Annotated in this window: 19 protein-coding genes; 14 read left to right on the forward strand and 5 right to left on the reverse strand. The window is 42.5% G+C overall.

The window, feature by feature from the left end:
• Positions 1-32: 32 nt before the first annotated feature.
• The gene (gene gndA / locus AC2YHV_RS02245) at positions 33-1,445 is read left to right on the forward strand and encodes an NADP-dependent phosphogluconate dehydrogenase (RefSeq protein ID WP_063575705.1); all 1,413 of its coding nucleotides are present in this window, start codon (positions 33-35) and stop codon (positions 1,443-1,445) included.
• A gap of 89 nt (positions 1,446-1,534) precedes the next feature.
• Here the strand turns inward: gndA and AC2YHV_RS02250 are convergent, their stop codons facing one another.
• Complete coding sequence (locus tag AC2YHV_RS02250; protein ID WP_034308217.1) at positions 1,535-1,708, reverse strand: hypothetical protein; 174 nt, start codon at positions 1,706-1,708, stop codon at positions 1,535-1,537.
• A 291-nt stretch (positions 1,709-1,999) separates the two neighbouring features.
• On the opposite strand from AC2YHV_RS02250, the gene AC2YHV_RS02255 reads away from it, so the two are divergent.
• On the forward strand, positions 2,000-2,161 hold the full coding sequence (locus tag AC2YHV_RS02255) for a hypothetical protein (protein WP_156500280.1): 162 nt from the start codon (positions 2,000-2,002) through the stop codon (positions 2,159-2,161).
• A 42-nt stretch (positions 2,162-2,203) separates the two neighbouring features.
• Here AC2YHV_RS02255 and zwf read toward each other — a convergent pair whose 3' ends face one another.
• On the reverse strand, positions 2,204-3,700 hold the full coding sequence (gene zwf, locus AC2YHV_RS02260; protein WP_487372493.1) for a glucose-6-phosphate dehydrogenase: 1,497 nt from the start codon (positions 3,698-3,700) through the stop codon (positions 2,204-2,206).
• Positions 3,701-3,929: 229 nt separating this feature from the next.
• Between zwf and rnz the strand changes: the two genes are divergently transcribed.
• The 5 genes from rnz (at position 3,930) to AC2YHV_RS02285 (ending at position 8,789) form a co-directional block, all read left to right on the forward strand.
• Positions 3,930-4,871, forward strand: a complete 942-nt coding sequence (gene rnz / locus AC2YHV_RS02265; RefSeq protein ID WP_487372494.1) for a ribonuclease Z — start codon at positions 3,930-3,932, stop codon at positions 4,869-4,871.
• A gap of 63 nt (positions 4,872-4,934) precedes the next feature.
• Positions 4,935-5,753 carry a squalene/phytoene synthase family protein gene (locus AC2YHV_RS02270; protein ID WP_057278773.1) on the forward strand — a complete coding sequence of 273 codons (819 nt, stop codon included), beginning with the start codon at positions 4,935-4,937 and terminating at the stop codon, positions 5,751-5,753.
• Between the two features lie 207 nt (positions 5,754-5,960).
• Entirely contained in the window at positions 5,961-6,956 is a 996-nt protein-coding gene (locus AC2YHV_RS02275) for an ABC transporter substrate-binding protein (protein ID WP_053535655.1), read from the forward strand.
• 32 nt (positions 6,957-6,988) lie between these two features.
• Positions 6,989-8,020: an ABC transporter permease gene (locus tag AC2YHV_RS02280; protein WP_057278771.1), complete on the forward strand. Its 1,032-nt coding sequence runs from the start codon at positions 6,989-6,991 to the stop codon at positions 8,018-8,020.
• Entirely contained in the window at positions 7,995-8,789 is a 795-nt protein-coding gene (locus tag AC2YHV_RS02285; RefSeq protein WP_487372495.1) for an ABC transporter ATP-binding protein, read from the forward strand. Before AC2YHV_RS02280 ends, AC2YHV_RS02285 begins: the two co-directional genes overlap by 26 nt.
• 157 nt (positions 8,790-8,946) lie before the next feature.
• On the opposite strand, the gene AC2YHV_RS02290 is transcribed toward AC2YHV_RS02285, so the two are convergent.
• Positions 8,947-9,489 carry a MerR family transcriptional regulator gene (locus AC2YHV_RS02290; protein ID WP_328097943.1) on the reverse strand — a complete coding sequence of 181 codons (543 nt, stop codon included), beginning with the start codon at positions 9,487-9,489 and terminating at the stop codon, positions 8,947-8,949.
• 271 nt (positions 9,490-9,760) lie between these two features.
• Between AC2YHV_RS02290 and AC2YHV_RS02295 the strand changes: the two genes are divergently transcribed.
• Positions 9,761-10,192 carry a VOC family protein gene (locus AC2YHV_RS02295; RefSeq protein WP_487372496.1) on the forward strand — a complete coding sequence of 144 codons (432 nt, stop codon included), beginning with the start codon at positions 9,761-9,763 and terminating at the stop codon, positions 10,190-10,192.
• 111 nt (positions 10,193-10,303) lie between these two features.
• Here AC2YHV_RS02295 and proC read toward each other — a convergent pair whose 3' ends face one another.
• The gene (proC, locus tag AC2YHV_RS02300) at positions 10,304-11,425 is read right to left on the reverse strand and encodes a pyrroline-5-carboxylate reductase (protein ID WP_487372497.1); all 1,122 of its coding nucleotides are present in this window, start codon (positions 11,423-11,425) and stop codon (positions 10,304-10,306) included.
• A gap of 460 nt (positions 11,426-11,885) precedes the next feature.
• Here proC and AC2YHV_RS02305 point away from each other — a divergent pair, with 460 nt between their 5' ends.
• The 3 genes from AC2YHV_RS02305 to AC2YHV_RS02315 all read left to right on the forward strand — a co-directional run bounded on the left by AC2YHV_RS02305 (position 11,886) and on the right by AC2YHV_RS02315 (position 14,335).
• Positions 11,886-12,854, forward strand: a complete 969-nt coding sequence (locus AC2YHV_RS02305) for an MBL fold metallo-hydrolase (protein ID WP_328097946.1) — start codon at positions 11,886-11,888, stop codon at positions 12,852-12,854.
• 22 nt (positions 12,855-12,876) lie between these two features.
• Positions 12,877-13,668, forward strand: a complete 792-nt coding sequence (locus AC2YHV_RS02310; RefSeq protein WP_098186601.1) for an SDR family NAD(P)-dependent oxidoreductase — start codon at positions 12,877-12,879, stop codon at positions 13,666-13,668.
• A gap of 139 nt (positions 13,669-13,807) precedes the next feature.
• Positions 13,808-14,335, forward strand: coding sequence for a hypothetical protein (locus AC2YHV_RS02315; protein ID WP_487372498.1), 528 nt, complete (start codon positions 13,808-13,810; stop codon positions 14,333-14,335).
• A 45-nt stretch (positions 14,336-14,380) separates the two neighbouring features.
• On the opposite strand, the gene AC2YHV_RS02320 is transcribed toward AC2YHV_RS02315, so the two are convergent.
• Entirely contained in the window at positions 14,381-15,040 is a 660-nt protein-coding gene (locus AC2YHV_RS02320; RefSeq protein ID WP_057278768.1) for a C40 family peptidase, read from the reverse strand.
• A gap of 414 nt (positions 15,041-15,454) precedes the next feature.
• Here AC2YHV_RS02320 and AC2YHV_RS02325 point away from each other — a divergent pair, with 414 nt between their 5' ends.
• From AC2YHV_RS02325 to AC2YHV_RS02335, 3 genes are all read left to right on the forward strand, one after another.
• Positions 15,455-16,714, forward strand: a complete 1,260-nt coding sequence (locus tag AC2YHV_RS02325) for a Y-family DNA polymerase (protein ID WP_057278767.1) — start codon at positions 15,455-15,457, stop codon at positions 16,712-16,714.
• 41 nt (positions 16,715-16,755) lie between these two features.
• The gene (locus AC2YHV_RS02330; RefSeq protein WP_034308183.1) at positions 16,756-17,088 is read left to right on the forward strand and encodes a YolD-like family protein; all 333 of its coding nucleotides are present in this window, start codon (positions 16,756-16,758) and stop codon (positions 17,086-17,088) included.
• 215 nt (positions 17,089-17,303) lie between these two features.
• Entirely contained in the window at positions 17,304-17,627 is a 324-nt protein-coding gene (locus tag AC2YHV_RS02335) for an iron-sulfur cluster biosynthesis family protein (RefSeq protein ID WP_487372499.1), read from the forward strand.
• The last annotated feature ends 122 nt before the right edge of the window (positions 17,628-17,749 follow it).

A 17,749-nucleotide genomic window follows, 5' to 3' on the forward strand; every position in this document is an offset into this window, starting at 1 on the left:
TGTGTAAAGATAGAGAGAAGGGAAGATGAATCATGACAAAACAGCAGATTGGCGTTATCGGACTAGCCGTAATGGGCAAGAACCTTGCATTTAATATTGAAAGCAGGGGATATTCAATTTCCGTATATAATCGCTCAGGATCAAAAACGGACGAGATGATGAAGGAAGCGGAAGGCAAAAACGTAACAGCCGCTTATACGCTTGAAGAATTCGTCAATTCTTTGGAAACACCACGGAAAATTTTATTGATGGTTAAAGCCGGAGCCGCAACGGATGCAACAATCGAGCAATTAAAACCGTTGCTTGAAAAAGGTGATATCGTTATTGATGGAGGGAATACCTTCTTCAAGGACACTCAACGCCGCAATGAGGAGTTAAGCAAACTTGGCATCCATTTCATCGGTACAGGCGTGTCAGGTGGGGAAGAAGGAGCTCTAACAGGTCCTTCCATCATGCCTGGAGGTCAAAAAGAAGCATATGAACTTGTAGCACCGATTTTGAAGGATATTTCAGCTAAGGTCGATGGTGATGCTTGCTGCACGTATATCGGACCGGATGGGGCAGGTCATTATGTTAAAATGGTACATAATGGTATTGAATACGGGGACATGCAATTGATTTCCGAATCTTATTTCCTTATGAAAAATCTCCTTGGACTATCTGCTGAAGAATTCCATGAAGTCTTTACTGAATGGAATGAAGGGGAACTTGATAGCTATTTAATTGAAATTACTGCTGATATTTTCAAAAAATATGATGAAGAAACCGGCAAGCCGATGGTCGATGTCATTTTAGATAAAGCTGGCCAAAAAGGTACAGGTAAATGGACAAGTCAAAGTGCGCTTGATCTTGGTGTTCCGCTTCCAATCATTACGGAATCCGTGTTTGCCCGGTTTATTTCAGCAATCAAGGACGAGCGTGTCGAAGCGAGTAAAATCCTTCGCGGTCCAAAAACCGAATCATTTACAGGCGACAAAAAGGCTTTGATTGAAAGTATCCGTAAAGCACTTTATATGAGCAAAATCTGTTCATATGCACAAGGATTTGCACAAATGAAAGCAGCATCAGAAGAAAATGGCTGGAACTTGCAATATGGGGAAATCGCGATGATTTTCCGTGGCGGCTGTATCATTCGTGCACAATTCCTCCAAAAAATCAAGGAAGCGTACGATCGTGAAGCGAACTTGAACAATCTTCTTCTAGATCCTTACTTCCAAGGGATCGTCGAAAGTTACCAAGGAGCTTTACGTGAGGTAGTATCAACGGCTGTGATGAACGGAATCCCGGTTCCTTGCTTGTCATCGGCACTTGCCTATTTCGACAGCTATCGTACAGAAACGCTGCCAGCCAACCTGATTCAAGCTCAGCGTGACTATTTTGGAGCTCATACTTACCAACGCATTGATAAAGAAGGAACGTTCCATACCGAATGGATGGAAAAATAAAAAGTTCAAGCCAGGCTTAAAGGAGATCCCCTTTAAGCCGGCTTTTTTGTTTCATGTAAAAAGGGGGCGCTTGGCGCCCCCTTTTATTACTATCTCCGATGCTCTACAAGATCAATGACCCCTAATACAACATGTGCCAAACCGAAACCAAAAACCGTATTAGCTACCATTTTGTTTGAACCCCGGGTCTGCTTCATTGCATAACCCGCAGCTGTCACGGCTGTGCCCAACGCTGTTGGAATTAACCCTTCACGAATGTCCATCGTTTAATCCCTCCACATCGAAGTTAGCGGTACTGTCACTAAGCACCTTTTTTAGTGTATCCTCAGCAAAGGCTTACCATTCTTTATAGATAAGGTGAAAATAGTAAAAACGAACTAGTTGTAAATAGTTCCAATTAATTTACCTTTTTTAGGGAAATCGTAGTATGATGTATGACATTCATTCCTGCTTTTTAGGTTTAAACACCTGTGGAAAAAGGAATATAAACATTGAAAGAGATGGGCGGACCGTAGGATACAGTAGGTAGGAAGAGAGAAGGAGCGGAGGACTTTATGTTCATCATCTGGTGGGCTTTAGCCATTTTTTTATTTTTCATTGCCTTAGAATCCGGTGTTTCATTTTGGCTTAATTCAGAAAAAGAGGAAGAAATGTCCAAGTCCAAGCAATTGTTTCATATTATCCGGAATAAATTGCTGAGGAAGAGTGTTTCATGAAGAAGAAGGGATACAGATTCAAATCTGCATCCCTTTTTCATTTCAATTATTATTTTCGTTTTTCTTGACTTGCCACCAAATATGTCCATCTTCCGCCAGAAGTTCATCGGATGCAAGTGGACCTGTTGATCCCGCTTCATAGTTAGGGAAAGACTCGTCTTTAGTATTTTCCCATGCATTGGAAATGGTATCGACGAACTTCCATGAGAGGGCAACCTCGTCCCAGTGCGTAAAGTTTGTAGCATCCCCGCGCATGCTGTCAAACAATAGCTTTTCATATGCCTCGGGAGAATTGATGTGTTCGATCCCTTTGTTCGAGACGGTCAGCTTCATTGGCTTTGTATTGGATGTCGTCCCGGATTTTTTGACATTTAAGTACAATGTGATACCCTCGTCAGGCTGGATATTGATGACGAGAAGATTCGGGTTCAGCGTTTCTTCCGTTTTATAATACAGATTCATTGGAATATCTTTGAATTGAACAACGATATTCGTTGATTTGACATCCATTCTCTTACCGGTACGGATATAAAAAGGAACACCGGCCCAACGGAAGTTATCAATCATCAATTTACCCGCAACATAGGTCTCTGTGTTGGATTCGGGATTTACATTATGTTCATTTCGGTAGCCCGGAAGCATTTGACCGTCTATCGTTCCTTCACCATACTGGCCACGAACGAAGTATTGGTTGACTTCGTCGACCTTCATTGGTCGAAGTGAACGCAATGCCCGTACTTTTTCGCTTCGAATCTCTTCAGTCGTCAAAGCGATCGGGGGTTCCATTGCAAGTAAGGCCACCATTTGCAGCAGGTGGTTTTGGACCATATCCCTTAGGGCACCGCTGGTTTCATAATAACGCCCGCGTTCTTCAACGCCGAGTGTTTCGCTTGAAGTAACCTGGATATTGGATATATATCTGTTATTCCATAGCGGCTCGAAAAGGGCATTGGAAAAACGGATGACCTCGATATTTTGTACCATTTCTTTACCTAAATAATGATCGATGCGGTAAATTTCATCTTCAGCGAATGCAGTCCGAATCTGCTCATTCAATTGTTGTGCTGTTTCAAAACTGTGTCCAAATGGCTTCTCGATGACCAGGCGTTTATATCCATCCGTGTCACTCAGGCCTTGAGCTTTAATCTGTTCGGCAATCGTTCCGAAAAACTCAGGTGCCATCGCCAAATAGAAGATCCTGTTTCCTTCTAATTGATATTGTCCGTCTAATTGTTCGGCAATGTCTTTTAATTGCAAGTATGATTCCGAACTTGAGACGTCATGGGAGTGATAATGGAAATGGGAAATGAATTCATCTACCTTTTCTTCCGCATGTCCGAACGTAAGAATCGAGTCCTTGACACTTGTTTGGAACTCCTCGTTCGTCAATGGCCTCCTTGCCACACCGACGACCGCGAACTTATTGATTTTTTCTTTTTGAAATAGTCGATATATGGAAGGAAATAATTTCCTTTTCGCTAAATCTCCGGTAGCACCAAAAATCATGATCAATGCTGTGGGTTTATTGTTTTCTGTCATGTTAAAACCTCAACTTTCCGTTAAATCTGTCTATAAAGTTGGAATTCCCGTATGTGTACCAATTTCTAATTTTACGTTTAGCTTTCCCTCAAAGCAATCAATTTGCGCATTTTTTCTCAGATTTCATTAAAAGTTTAATTTGGTTTCGGTTTTAATGGGTCATAAATGAAAGAGCACCTTGGTTATGCTATAGTTAAGGCATAAAGTATTTGCAACGGAGGTAGTATGAGTGGATTTCGTTTTATTGGGTACAGGCGCTGGCGTTCCGGCCAAAGCGCGGAATGTGACATCAATCGCCCTTCAATTATTGGAAGAACGAGGGACTATTTGGTTATTCGATTGTGGGGAAGCAACACAGCATCAAATATTAAAAACGGCGGTCAAACCGCGAAAGGTTGAAAAGATCTTCATCACCCATTTACATGGTGACCACATCTTCGGACTGCCTGGTTTTTTAAGCAGCAGATCTTTTCAGGGCGGAGTGGATAAATTGACCGTATATGGTCCACTAGGCATAGATTCATTCATTAAGACGAGCTTACAGGTGAGTGGGACTCATTTAAAATATCCCTTGGAAATCATCGAAATAGAAGAAGGCACAGTGTTTGAGGACGAACAATTCACAGTGACGGCCAAGTCGCTTGATCATGGCATTTACAGCATCGGTTATCGGATTGTGGAAAAAGATCGTCCGGGTAGCCTGCTGGTCGACCGGCTGCGTTCCGAAGGTGTGAAGCCGGGGCCTCTTTTTAAAGCATTGAAAAATGGACAAACAGTCTGTCTCGATGATGGCCGTGTCATAAATGGGAAGGACTATATCAGTACTCCGAAAAAAGGCCGGATCATCACGATTCTTGGTGATACAAGAATGTGCAGCAATGCGCTCATTCTTGCTGAATCGGCGGATTACCTTGTTCATGAAGCTACATTTTCAGCGGAAGAAGCTGAAATGGCATCAGCCTATTATCATTCGACCACCGTTCAGGCTGCAGAAACGGCCTTGAAAGCGGGAGCTAAGCATCTAATCCTTACGCATATCAGCTCACGGTATACTCCAGAGGATGCTGAGAGGCTAAAAGAGGAAAGCAAAGCAATCTTTGCAAATACGATCATGGGTGAAGATCTGATGGCGATTAAAGTTCCTTTGTATTCAGAGGAATCGGACAGCTGAAATCAAAGCCAATGTTTGATATAATTAATCAATTGTTCATTGGATATTTAAAGGAGTGTAAATATGACTGACAAAAGTGACCTACATACTAAAGCAATGGATTTTCTCCTAAAAACAAGCCGGACTTTTTTCATTCCAATCAGTTATCTCCCAAAGGGATTGCAAGAGGGTATTGGAGCTGCATACCTTTGCATGCGCGCCATCGATGAGATCGAGGACCACCCAAGTCTTCCTGCAGATAGTAAGGTTTCTTTGTTACAGGCCCTTAGTGAGCTGCCGGATGCGGATTTCAAGGAAGAGAATCTTCAAAAGTTATTTGAACCATATAAGGATGAACTGCCCGAGGTGACCCTGTTTCTTTCGGACTGGGTTGAATTTTGTCCACCCGGTGCAAAAGATAAAGTCTTGGAGTCAACAAAGGAAATGGCCGAAGGCATGGCAAAATGGGTTATTAAGGACTGGCAAATCCATAATGAAGAGGAACTCGATGATTACACTTATTATGTTGCAGGTTTAGTCGGGGTCATGCTGTCTGATATGTGGAACTGGTACGATGGAACCGAAACGGACCGTGAACTTGCCATCGCATTTGGCCGTGGACTCCAAACGGTCAATATCCTGCGTAACCGCGAGGAAGATGCAGAACGTGGTGTGAACTTTTATCCGGATGGCTGGGGTTTCGACGAGATGCTTGCCCATACGGAGCGTAATCTTGCATTAGCCGATGCGTACATTGAAGAGATTGAAACGAAGGACATCATCCAATTCTGTAAAATACCTTTGGAATTGGCAAAAGCTACATTGAAAGCCCTAAAAGAAGGTAAAGAAAAAATTGATCGGGCTACCGTTACCGAAATTGTCAGCCAGGTTGTCGAACATTGATTTTTCAAAAAGCTGCTGTGAAAGTTACCATACCTTTCACAGCAGCTTTTTTCATGTTTTACATGCAGAACTCAAAAAATTCTAAAAAGTTAAAAAATATATTGGAATAATTGGGACTAAACGATTATAATTTAGGAAATAAAAGCGAAAAAAGCTGGCGTCGTTAGGAAAACATTATTTTAAATAAGGAAAAAGCGGGGGGAAAATATGAAAAAGAAATTATATTCAACTGCAGCCATGACATTGGTCGCAGGTTTATTATTGGCTGGGTGTGGAAATGAAAAGGAAAAAGATGCGGCAAAGGATGAAAGCGGAAAGGATACCTTTAACATTGGGGTAACACAAATCGTTCAGCATGATTCCTTGGATCAAGCATATGAAGGCTTCCAGGCGGCATTGAAGGATAGTGACATCAATGCTAAATATGATCTTCAAATTGCTCAGGGTGACCAAAACAACAGCCAAACGATTGCCAATAACTTCGTTGGGGATAAAGTGGATCTGATATTTGCGAATTCGACTCCTAGTGCTCTAAGTGCTTTAAATGCGACCAAGGATATTCCGATTGTCTTTACATCGGTTACAGATCCTGTAGCGGGGGAGCTTGTCACTTCTTTGGAAAAACCAGGCGGAAATGTGACGGGTACGACGGATTCCCATCCTGAAGCCATTGCCAAGTCAATGAAATTTCTAGCGGAAGAGCTTGGCGCCAAAACGATTGGAACGGTTTATAACACAGGAGAGCAAAATTCAGTCGTCCAAATAAAAAATGTGAAGGCGGAAGCGAAAAAAGCTGGATTGAAAGTCGTGGAAGCGTCCGTCTCGACTTCAGCGGATGTTAAACAGGCAACGGAATCATTAATCGGAAAAGCGGATGCTTTCTATATCATTACTGATAATACAGTTGTCTCTGCACTGGAATCGGTCATTTCCGTGGCAAATGATCAAGATATCCCCTTATTTGTCGGCGAGCTTGATTCCGTGAATGCTGGCGGTTTTGCAGCATATGGCTTCAGCTACTATGATATTGGTTATGAAGCGGGGCAAAAAGCGGTTGAAATCCTGAAGGATGGTAAAAAACCTGGAGATATCCCGGTTCAATATCCACAAAAACTGAAATTGGTCATCAATGAAAAAGCAGCAAAAGATATGGGTGTTGAAATAAAAGAAGAATGGAAAGCAGATGCTGAGTTTGTAAAATAAACTCTGCTTTTGTTCGGGGAAGGAAGAAAAAAATGTTCTCAGCCTTATTCAACTCTTTTGAGTCGGGAATGATTTATGCAATCATGGCACTTGGTGTCTATTTAACATTCAGGATTCTCGATTTCCCGGATATGACTGTGGAAGGCAGTTTTGTGACAGGGGCCTCTGTTGCCGCGATTATGATCGTTAACGGTTACTCGCCGATCGTAGCCACGTTGTGTGCCATGGTGGCAGGGTTCATCGCTGGGACGATAACGGGGTTCCTTCATACAAAAGGGAAAATCAATCCTCTCTTGGCAGGTATCTTAATGATGATTGCGCTCTATTCGATCAATTTGCGAATCATGGGTGCATCCAACATTCCGTTGCTTTCCCAAACAACCATTATCACGAATATCCAGGATGCCTGGGCTGGCACTGGGCTGGACAATTTGTTGAATGGTCTTTTATCATTCGTGGGTCTCGGTGACAGCCTGCCAAAAACGTGGGCCATATTAATCGTTATGCTGGTTGTGGCTGTAGTCATCCAAGCGGGAATGTCAGCGTTTTTAAAAACGGAAATTGGTCTTGCCTTACGGGCGACTGGTGATAATGAAGCAATGGTCAAGAGTTTTTCCGCCCATACCGGCAACATGAAGATCTTAGGACTTGCAATCGGAAATGCACTTGTGGCTTTTTCGGGATCCCTGGTTGCCCAATATAACGGTTTTAGCGATATAGGCATGGGGATTGGAATCATTGTCATCGGATTGGCATCCGTCATAATCGGTGAAGCTCTATTCGGGGCAAAAACGATTGCACGTGCTACGCTGGCTGTCATTGGAGGGGCGATCATTTACCGGATCGTCGTAACCTTGGCACTTCGCGTTGAATTCCTTGAAACGGGAGATGTTAAATTAATTACGGCACTTATTGTGGTCGGGGCACTTGTCATTCCAAAAATTTCCGATAAACAAAAGGAAAAAACCCGGAAGAAAAGGCGGCTTAAAGAAATACAGATGCGTCATGATGGCACTTTACCGAAAGGGAGGGAAGAATATGCTTCGGTTAAATCAGATTTATAAAGTGTTCAATGAGGGAACACCAGATGAAAAGCTAGCCCTTGGAAAGCTGGAACTGCAGATGACAAAAGGTGAATTTGTAACAGTCATCGGTAGTAATGGAGCAGGTAAATCGACTTTGATGAATATGATTTCCGGTAAGATTCTCCCTGATGCCGGTGAAGTCATCATCGATGGTGAAAACGTATCGGCCATTGAAGAACATGCCCGTGCAAAAATGATTGGACGCGTTTTTCAGGATCCCATGCTGGGTACGGCACCGCATATGACGATTGAAGAAAATATGGCAATTGCTTATGGCAGAACCAATAGAAGAGGTTTAGGCTTTGGGGTGACAAAAAAACGGAAAGAACTTTTTAAAGAATGTTTGGGCACCCTTCATTTAGGCTTGGAAAACCGGATGACTGCAAAAGTGGGATTATTGTCAGGAGGGGAGCGTCAGGCACTATCATTGCTGATGGCGACCTTCACCGATCCTAAAATCCTGCTTCTTGATGAACATACTGCAGCGCTCGATCCTTCGCGGGCAGAACTTGTTACAAACCTGACAAAGGAAATCGTCGAAAAGAACCAATTAACGACGTTGATGGTAACTCATAATATGCAGCAGGCAATCGATCTTGGAAATTCCCTGATCATGATGGATAAGGGACAGATCATTTTTGAAGCCAGAGGCGCTGCAAAGCAGAAGTTAACCGTCGAAAAACTGCTTAACGAATTCCAACGCATCAAAGGCGAAAAAATGATCAATGACCGTGCAGTGTTGATTTAAAATGATGAAAAGGCCCGACCCAGGTGAGTTTAATCTTGGGTCAGGGCCTTTTTATTTTGGGGTAATTAATAAGATCGGGTCCTATTTTTGAAGAGATGCTTTGCCTTACAAAAATGGTTATTCGTGGGGTGCTCATGAAAGATCTTGATAATAGATGTCAATCGCTGTCGGCTGTGCTCCATGATGAACTATCGTTCTTTCTGTTTCCGAAAATCATTTTTATGAATGGCCTTTTCTTCGTCTTTTTAGTGGCAGCAGCTTCTTCAGCCGCGAGGAAATAATCAAAGTGCTGGCCCGTTGGTGTTTCTAACGCTTCGATACGGGCTTCAAGCTTTTTAACGAGTTTGTGCATTTCTTCCATTTCACTTCTGTGCTGTAAAAGCTGATAGGATACAACATCGTCCGCTTTTGTTTTCAGGCCATTTTCAAGCCTGTTGACCCGTTCAAGCAGTTGATCATTCGGTTCGGAGTGTTTCTGGATGGTTGCTTTTCTAAGCTTCTTCTCTGAGATGCTGACCTTTTGGAGAATGATGCCCTCGTTCAGCTGATCTTGGATTTTTCTCAATAATGCAATGTCTTCATCTGAAAACTGGTAGTGGCCAAGCTGATTCCGTTCTACTTCCATGTTCAATTGGGTGACCCAGCGTTGAATCGTACTATGGGAAACATTCAGTAACCGGGCAACTGCACTTGTATTCATCGAGATTCCCCCTTTTGCTTGTTGAATTCGATAAGTATGGGGGAATTCCTTTACAGATGACAAAACATGTATTCATTCGGCAAAGAAAGTGGAATTCCTACGTAATTTGCATGAGGGGCAATCCAAGGTGGAATTCCCCGTGGAGCTGCTTTTTGCAAAGTGGTCTTTAAGAAGCATTTGCTATGGTGTGGGTGCTGGTCAATCAAGCTAAAAAGGGAAAAGTGATCCAGATGTCGAATTTACCCTTAAAACATGGAAAAGGAGGACTAACATGAACAGGATCAACATTATAACTTTAGGTGTCAGGGATATTACTCAATCATTAAGGTTTTACCGGGACGGGTTGGGATTCCGTACATTGATTAAAGAGGACGATCCCGCAATCGTTTTTTTTAATAATGCCGGTACGAAACTTGCTTTGTATCCTTTAGAGGAGCTAGCAAAAGACATTAATGAGATGGAACCGCCTAAGAAAAATGGTTTCCCGGGTCTTACACTCGCTTATAATGCTAAATCAATTGAAGAAGTGGATGAAATGATCAACAGGGCTGAAAATGCTGGGGGAACAATCGAGAAATCACCTCAGCATGTTTTTTGGGGAGGATACAGCGGATATTTTTCAGATCCCGATGGTTACTATTGGGAGGTTGCGTATTCGAAGGACTGGAGTTTCGATGAAAATGATATGCTGACTATAAAGTAACGCTCACTTCAGAAGATTTACCCCTTTATAAGGCGTATGGATCATAAAAAGGGCTGTTGCCTGCCACTGCTGCAGGAGTGGCCAGGCAACAGCCGATCATCATCATGAGGCTTACTGCGAAACTACATATTTGGCCAGTTCTTTACTTATTTGATTGCCCATCCGCTTCGATTGCTCAGTCGCTTCTTGTACACAGGCAATGAATGCTTCTTCCACTTGATGTGCTTGAAGTGCTTTCAGACCTGCTTCAGTCGTTCCGCCTGGTGAAGTTACTTCCTTTCTTAGTACTGCAGGCGTTTTAGGTGATTTCTGTAACATATCGGCCGCACCCATCAGTGTCTGGAGAATCAATTGCTTAGCGGTTTCGGAATCGAGACCTATTTTTTCTGCTGATTTTTCCAATGCCTCGACCAAGTAATAAATATAAGCCGGACCGCTGCCAGATAAGCCTGTTACCGCATCTAGCTGGGTTTCTTCGACAACTGCCACTGTACCTACCGTTTCAAAAAGGGTAATCGCCGTTTGTAATTGCGCTTCTTTCGTATGACAGTTAGCCGCAAGGGCCGTTGCTGATTTCCCTACAGCTGCCGATGTATTAGGCATGGCACGGACAATCGAGAACCGTTTGTTGGCGATACCTTCCAAGCTTGTTGTATGGACCCCGGCCACAACGGAAATGAACAGCATTTCTTCACGAATATATTCTTTTATTGATTGCATTGTTTCTAAAATATCTTTCGGTTTCACCGCCAGCACGACAAGGTTGGCATCCTGTACTAATAGCTGCAGCGATCTTGTTGCCGTTACACCATATTGGTTCTTTAAATAATCGAACCGATCATCATTTGATTTATTTGTTACAAAAATATTTTCTGGTTCAATTACCTGTTGGGTCACCAGCCCCGAAATGATTGCTTCTGCCATCGATCCAGCTCCGATAAATGCGATTTTCTTCATATTTCCCGCTCCTTTTTCTTTTGAATTTTCGGCCATTTTATGAAGGTTGTTTTCACATACTTTGTTGCTATTTACCAGGTAGTGAGTTGTGGTTGATTTCCCTTCCAGATGCTCGCTTTCCTTGGGGCGGGCGGTGAGCCTCCTCGGCGTAAACGCCTGTGGGGTCTCACCTGTCCCGCTGCTCCCGCAGGAGTCTCGCACTTCCGCTCCAATCAACCTTAAATAGTTTCGTTTAAAAACAACAATCTTTACGAAAAGAGCCTTTATGAAAAACAAAAAGACCCCTCATCCAATAAAGGACGAAAGGTCTAGCTTCCGTGGTACCACCTTTGTTCAACTTTTCCATAATAAATACAGAAAAGCTGCACTTGATTCCTCTAACGCGGGAATTACGTCAGGTTTTCCTGAAGGCTCATAAGGTAGGTTCAATAATGAGGGGGCGATGAAGCCTTTCAGCACATTCCGAGCTTCACTCTCTTTACGCCATCATAAATTTACTTGGCCTTAATCAATGCCACGCCGTCTTTAATTACTTGTGATTATGAAGGATATATCAGTACTCTGTCAATGATAATATATGCATGGACGATAAAAAGTAGACATGAATTATGTGAAAATAATGACAGTGATTTAAAATACATGTAAAATGTTAATTATACATGATAGCTATACTTAGAATCCTGTTTAGCGTATAGAAAGATTTATATAAATATAATTTTCTAAGGTGGAAAAGATTATGGCGAATTGGAATGGAGATATTGCGAAAATTGCTTTGCCCACGCCGTTTGCAGTGGGTGATGTGAATGTTTATGTCGTTAAAGGGGATGCTTTAACATTAATCGATACTGGTGTGAAAACCAAACGTTCAAAGGAAGCCTTGACTAACGGTCTTGGGGATTTAGGTCTGAAACTGACTGATATCGAACAAATCATTTTAACCCATCATCATCCCGATCATGCTGGTGCACTCGATTTCTTTGAAAAGGATATCCCGGTTTATGGACACAAAAATAATCAGCGCTGGCTGACTATCAGTGATGAGTTCCTTGAAACCCATAATCGTTTTTTCCTTGATTATGCCTCAAAGTTCGGAGTGGCAGAAGAGCTGAAAAATAAACTGACCCATAACCGCGACGAAATCCGTTTCCTTAGTGAACGGAAGCTGCATGGATATTTAGCTGAGGGGGATGAGCTCCCTGGTCTTCCAGGCTGGAAAGTGATTGAGACTCCGGGGCATGCGCAAAGCCATTTATCTTTTTATCGGGAAAGTGACGGGGTCATGATCGCTGGCGATCACTTGCTTGCCAAGATTTCACCTAACCCATTAATGGAACCACCTTTACTCCCTGGAGGCATGAGGCCTCGTCCGTTACTGCAATATAATGCATCACTTCAAAAATTATTGGATTTCCCCATATCCACTGTTTACTCAGGACATGGATCTGAAGTGGCAGGAGATGCAGTTGCAGACTTGATTCAATATAGATTCGATCGGCAGCATAATCGTGCCATGCAGGTGAAAAGCATGCTTCAAGATAAGCCTTTATCTGTCTTTGAAGTGTGTCAGCAGTTGTTTCCGAAAGTATACCTTCAGGAAGTGGGCCTCACACTTTCGGAAACGGTCGGTCAGCTGGACTATTTAGAAGACTTGGGTGAAGTCCAAACAGAAATCCAATCAGGGGTCATTCTGTATTCAATCGCTTAATGTTCGAAGGAGGCCGCTTTTTTTGAATAAGTTACAAGGTAAAGTTATTGTTATTACCGGTGCTTCCGGAGGGATTGGCAAGGAAGTTGCCATTCAAAGTGCAAAACAGGGAGGCCGTCTCGTCCTCTTGGCCAGAAGCATGGATAAATTACTGCTGCTAAAGAATGAACTGATCACCCAATATGGGATTGATGCATATGCCTATAAGCTTGATGTTGCAGACACTGATCAGGTGACAAATGTTTTTAATGATATCCATGAGCAAATAGGTGAAGTGGATGTGTTGGTCAACAATGCTGGTTTCGGCACGTTTAAAGAAGCGCAGGATACGGAATTAAATGAAACGAAAGCAATGTTTGCTGTCAACGTCATTGGCTTAATGGCCTGCACAAAGCTGGTTCTGCCGTATATGAAGCAGAGAAAATCGGGGCATATCATCAATATCGCTTCACAGGCCGGTAAAATAGCCACTCCTAAATCAACATTGTACTCTTCTACCAAGTTCGCAGTTCTTGGCTATTCAAACGCACTTCGGCTCGAAGTGATGGAAGATCATGTTTTTGTGACCACAGTCAATCCTGGCCCTATAGAAACGAATTTCTTTAACATTGCGGATGAATCAGGTACATACTTAAAGAACGTTGAAAAATTCATGCTTAAGCCTGGAGATGTCGCTGCTAAAATCGTAGCGGCGATGCTGACCAACAAGAGGGAAATCAATCTCCCTGGCTGGATGAATTTAGCTGGGAAATGGTATAACATGTTTCCGAAGATCACCGAAACTTTAGGAAAAAAAGCATTTTTTAAAAAGTAGGCTAGTCTTTCGATTCCAGATGAAAATTGGTCGTAAAGGGGAATGTCGATGACATTCCCCTTTTGAATTAAGCGAAGTTATCATATGAATGGTAACTATTTCATGGGGAATCCGTCTATTTCTATTAGGAGGGATTTTCATGAAGATGATTGTAAACCTTTATATATGTTTATTCGTCGCCTTTATACTGGGCAGCTGTCAATCCCCCGATTGGAACATGGATGAATCCATTGATAAAGGGGAAGAAGGTTTCATTACGGATCTTGACGATAAGAGGATTTTGATTAAAGGGACGTACTATAAGGTGACCAATGATACATATATTCAAGATCAACATGGTAATGACCTTGATTATTCCGAACTGGAAATTGGGATGAAAGTGAAACCATGGCACCGGGGCGGGGTGAAGAAATCATTTCCTGGGAAAGCGGAAGCGGAATTGATTCTTGTTTTGACGGATGAAAACAGCTTAGCCGAACAAAGGGCGGTCATTGCTGCCCTCGATCATGTCAGCAAAGCGGAAAGTCAGCGATTCATGGTTCTCGAAGTCGTCCATTTACCCTCAGAGCATGTTTATAATATCGAAATGATGAATCGTTCCAACTTGGATTCTTCATTCATTGTGACTGTTGAGGATGTAACGGAAGAAATATTATATATAAAATAAAACAACCGGACTGAATCACTTTGAATTCTGTCCGGTTGTTTTATTTTATAAAGTTTTCGCACCTAAATATTTTGGTTTCCAATAAGAATTATCCATATCCGTGATGGTTATTCCTTTAGAAGACGTAGCACTAATGAATTGGCCATTTCCGATATAGATCCCAACATGGGATACTCCTGTTCTTCCAGAAGAAGTATCAAAGAATACAAGATCACCCTTAGCTGGTGAAGATACTTTTAAACCTGTATTGGAATAGAGCAAGGATGTTGTACGCGGTAAGGTAATTCCTTGAGATTTCTGGAATACATAATAGACGAAGCCTGAGCAGTCAAATCCAGTCGGTGTTGTTCCGCCCCATTTGTAGGGTTTGCCTATTAAGGTTTTTGCATAGCTGATCAAGCTAGTATTATTGACTTTATAAACACCAAGCGCATTAAATGTGCCTCGGCCGGCAATTCCGTCGGCAGTCAACCCTTTGGCTTTTTGGAATTTTTTTACTGCTGATACAGAATAGGTGCCGTAATATGTAGTCAGTGAACCTGAATATGTGAAATAACCTTTGGTTTTTAATAGTTGTTGTAGTTGTTTGACATCACTATGTGTCATTCCGGGTCTGAGGGTTTGGTCTCCAATATTGGCAAAGGCTTGCAGTGGGGTTAGCATCATGGCAGATGCAACAGCAGCTGAAGCGATCCATTTCTTCATAATTTTCATTTCCTCTCTATCTATCTCTCTATTATTTCTTAACAATATTATCCTACAATACCATTATGACAAATAGACATAATTTTGGTTACAGTTTCATTACAAAAAATGAGCATTAAGACTGGCTTCCAAGTAGACGAAAGTCTGTTGAAAAGGGTGGAGGAATTTTAAAAAATCGAGCATATGGACCTACTTAAAATTATTCAAGCTACCAATTAATCTTTTTTAAAAAAACAATCTGGATACTCAGTTTAAATTTGGTATTTTATCCATTTTTAGTATCCATTATATTTTTCAAGGAAATTACAATAAAAAGTAGAAATTTGTATGAAAACTTCCATTGAATAAGAACGTATATTCGGTTAAAGTTATGAATATAATAAAGCGAACGTATATTCTTGTTAGGGTGAAGAAATGATGGATTATGGGACGATGCCGAAACAATCAATTATGTGTATCGATATGAAAAGTTTTTATGCAAGCTGTTCAGCGGTCATGCTTGGTCTGGACCCGCTTGATTGTTATTTGGCGGTGGTTGGTGATTTGGAGAGGACAGGGAGCATTGTGCTCGCGGCTTCTCCAAAGATGAAGAAGGAATTTGGCATCAAGACAGGTTCGCGGATGTTTGAGATCCCGAATGACCCGAGGATTGTCGTCGTTGAACCTAAAATGGCTACTTATTTAAGGGTTTCGACGGAAATCACCCGCTTGTTCAACCGTTATGTGCCAAAAGAAGCGATTCACGTATATAGTGTGGACGAAAGTTTTGTGAAAGTCGATGGTGCTGCTTCTTTATGGGGAGATGCCCGCATGATAGCTGAAAAGATAAAAGATGAAATTGAACGGGAATTACAGCTCCCCTGTGCCATTGGAATTGGACCGAATATGCTCATGGCAAAACTTTGCCTTGATTTGGAAGCCAAACATAAAGGGATTGCGGAATGGAAGTATGAGGATGTGCCAAGCAAACTTTGGCCGATTTCCCCGCTTCGTGAAATGTGGGGGATCGGCAGGCGCGTAGAAAAAACCCTTCATGGAATGGGTATATTTACGGTTGGGCAGCTTGCCAATTATGATCTTGAATTACTTGAAGCGAAGTTTGGAATTATGGGCAATCAGCTTTACCACCATGCCTGGGGAATAGATTTATCCGATATGGGGGCAGCGATCATCGAAGGGCAGGTCAGCTTCGGAAAAAGTCAAATCCTGCTGCGGGATTATAAGGATGAGCATGAGGTAAAGCAGGTCATGCTGGAAATTTGCGAAGAAGTTGGAAGAAGGGCACGCACCCATCGTAAGGCAGGAAGAACGGTGAGCCTAGGCATTGGTTACAGCAAGGATGAGTTTGGCGGAGGTTTCCATCGTTCGCGTTCGATTAACGAACCGACCAACATCACGATGGAGTTATATAAAGTTTGCCTGGAGCTTTTCCATGAGAACTATAAGCAAAAAACGGTTCGAAGCATAGAGGTCAGACTCTCGAATATTGTGGATGATAATGAAATGCAGTTGACTCTATTTGATGCTTCGCGCTGGAAGAAGCGGGAATTGAGTTACACGGTTGATCGAATCCGCCACAAATATGGAGCCAAATCGTTATTGCGTGCCGTTTCGTATACAGAAGCAGGTACAGCCGTATACCGAAGCAAGCTGCTTGGTGGGCATAAGGCGTAAGGCGTAAGGCGTAAGGCTGACTTTGAAAGGAGGGAAAAGAAATGATTCGTGATCGCGGCCGTATCAAATGGACATCGATGATGTTGCCGGAACATGTGAAGATGCTCCGTGATTGGGCGGTGGAGGATGGCTATGAAACGAAGCGCATCCTGGATGAGCAGCAACTGGAAGAAATGAATGCGGTAATGGGGGAAGCGATGGAGGAAAGAAAGGATGTCACGATTGCTCATTATGAAGGAAACCGGTATCAGCTGTTAATCGGCAGGATCCATTATTATAATGAGCTCACCCAAAAGCTTCATATCGTTGACCGGTTTGAGCAGGCTCACTATATCAGGCTTTCCGATATAGCGGATGTAAGGATAATGGAATGATGAGCGGAAGGGCTGTTCCCCAAGGGACAGCCTTTTAAAACGGCATCGTGATGAAAGGTATCACGGAGGAGTATGAGAATCGGCATTTGTTAGCACCGTCAATGAAGAAAGTGATTTTCGTGTCGGCTGACGCTTGCAAAGGAGGCAGTTTCTTTAACAGAAACGTTTTTATCGTTTATAATGGGGGAATGCAAAGACATCGGGAGGCAGCAATCATGTATATTGAATGGACGGAAACAGCGGCTGGGAAAATAGCCGGTAAGGTACAGGGACAAGAAGGATATTTACAGTTGAAATATGATACTGATGGCTGCGGCTGCGTGGTAAGTGGTGTGACGGCGCTATGGTGGGTCAACGAACCTGAAGAAGGTACCGAAAAAGTGGAAACGAACGGAATTCCGCTATATGTTGAGAAATCAAAAATGATTTTTCTTGATGAAGTCATGAAAATAGACTTTGTTCCGGAAGCGAACAGCTTTCAATTAAAAAGTCCGAATCAAATCTTAAATCCGAGGATGAGCTTTTTTAATAAAGTCTAACTAAAGCAAAAGAGGGGATCGTGGACTGGTATTATCCCCTTCAGGTAGACAGAGAAAAAAGAGAACATGGTAAAATGTTCTTAACTGTCAATCTGGAGGGGATTTTTTGTATGGCAAAGAAG

It is taken from the genome of Peribacillus sp. SRI_006, from assembly GCF_057586375.1.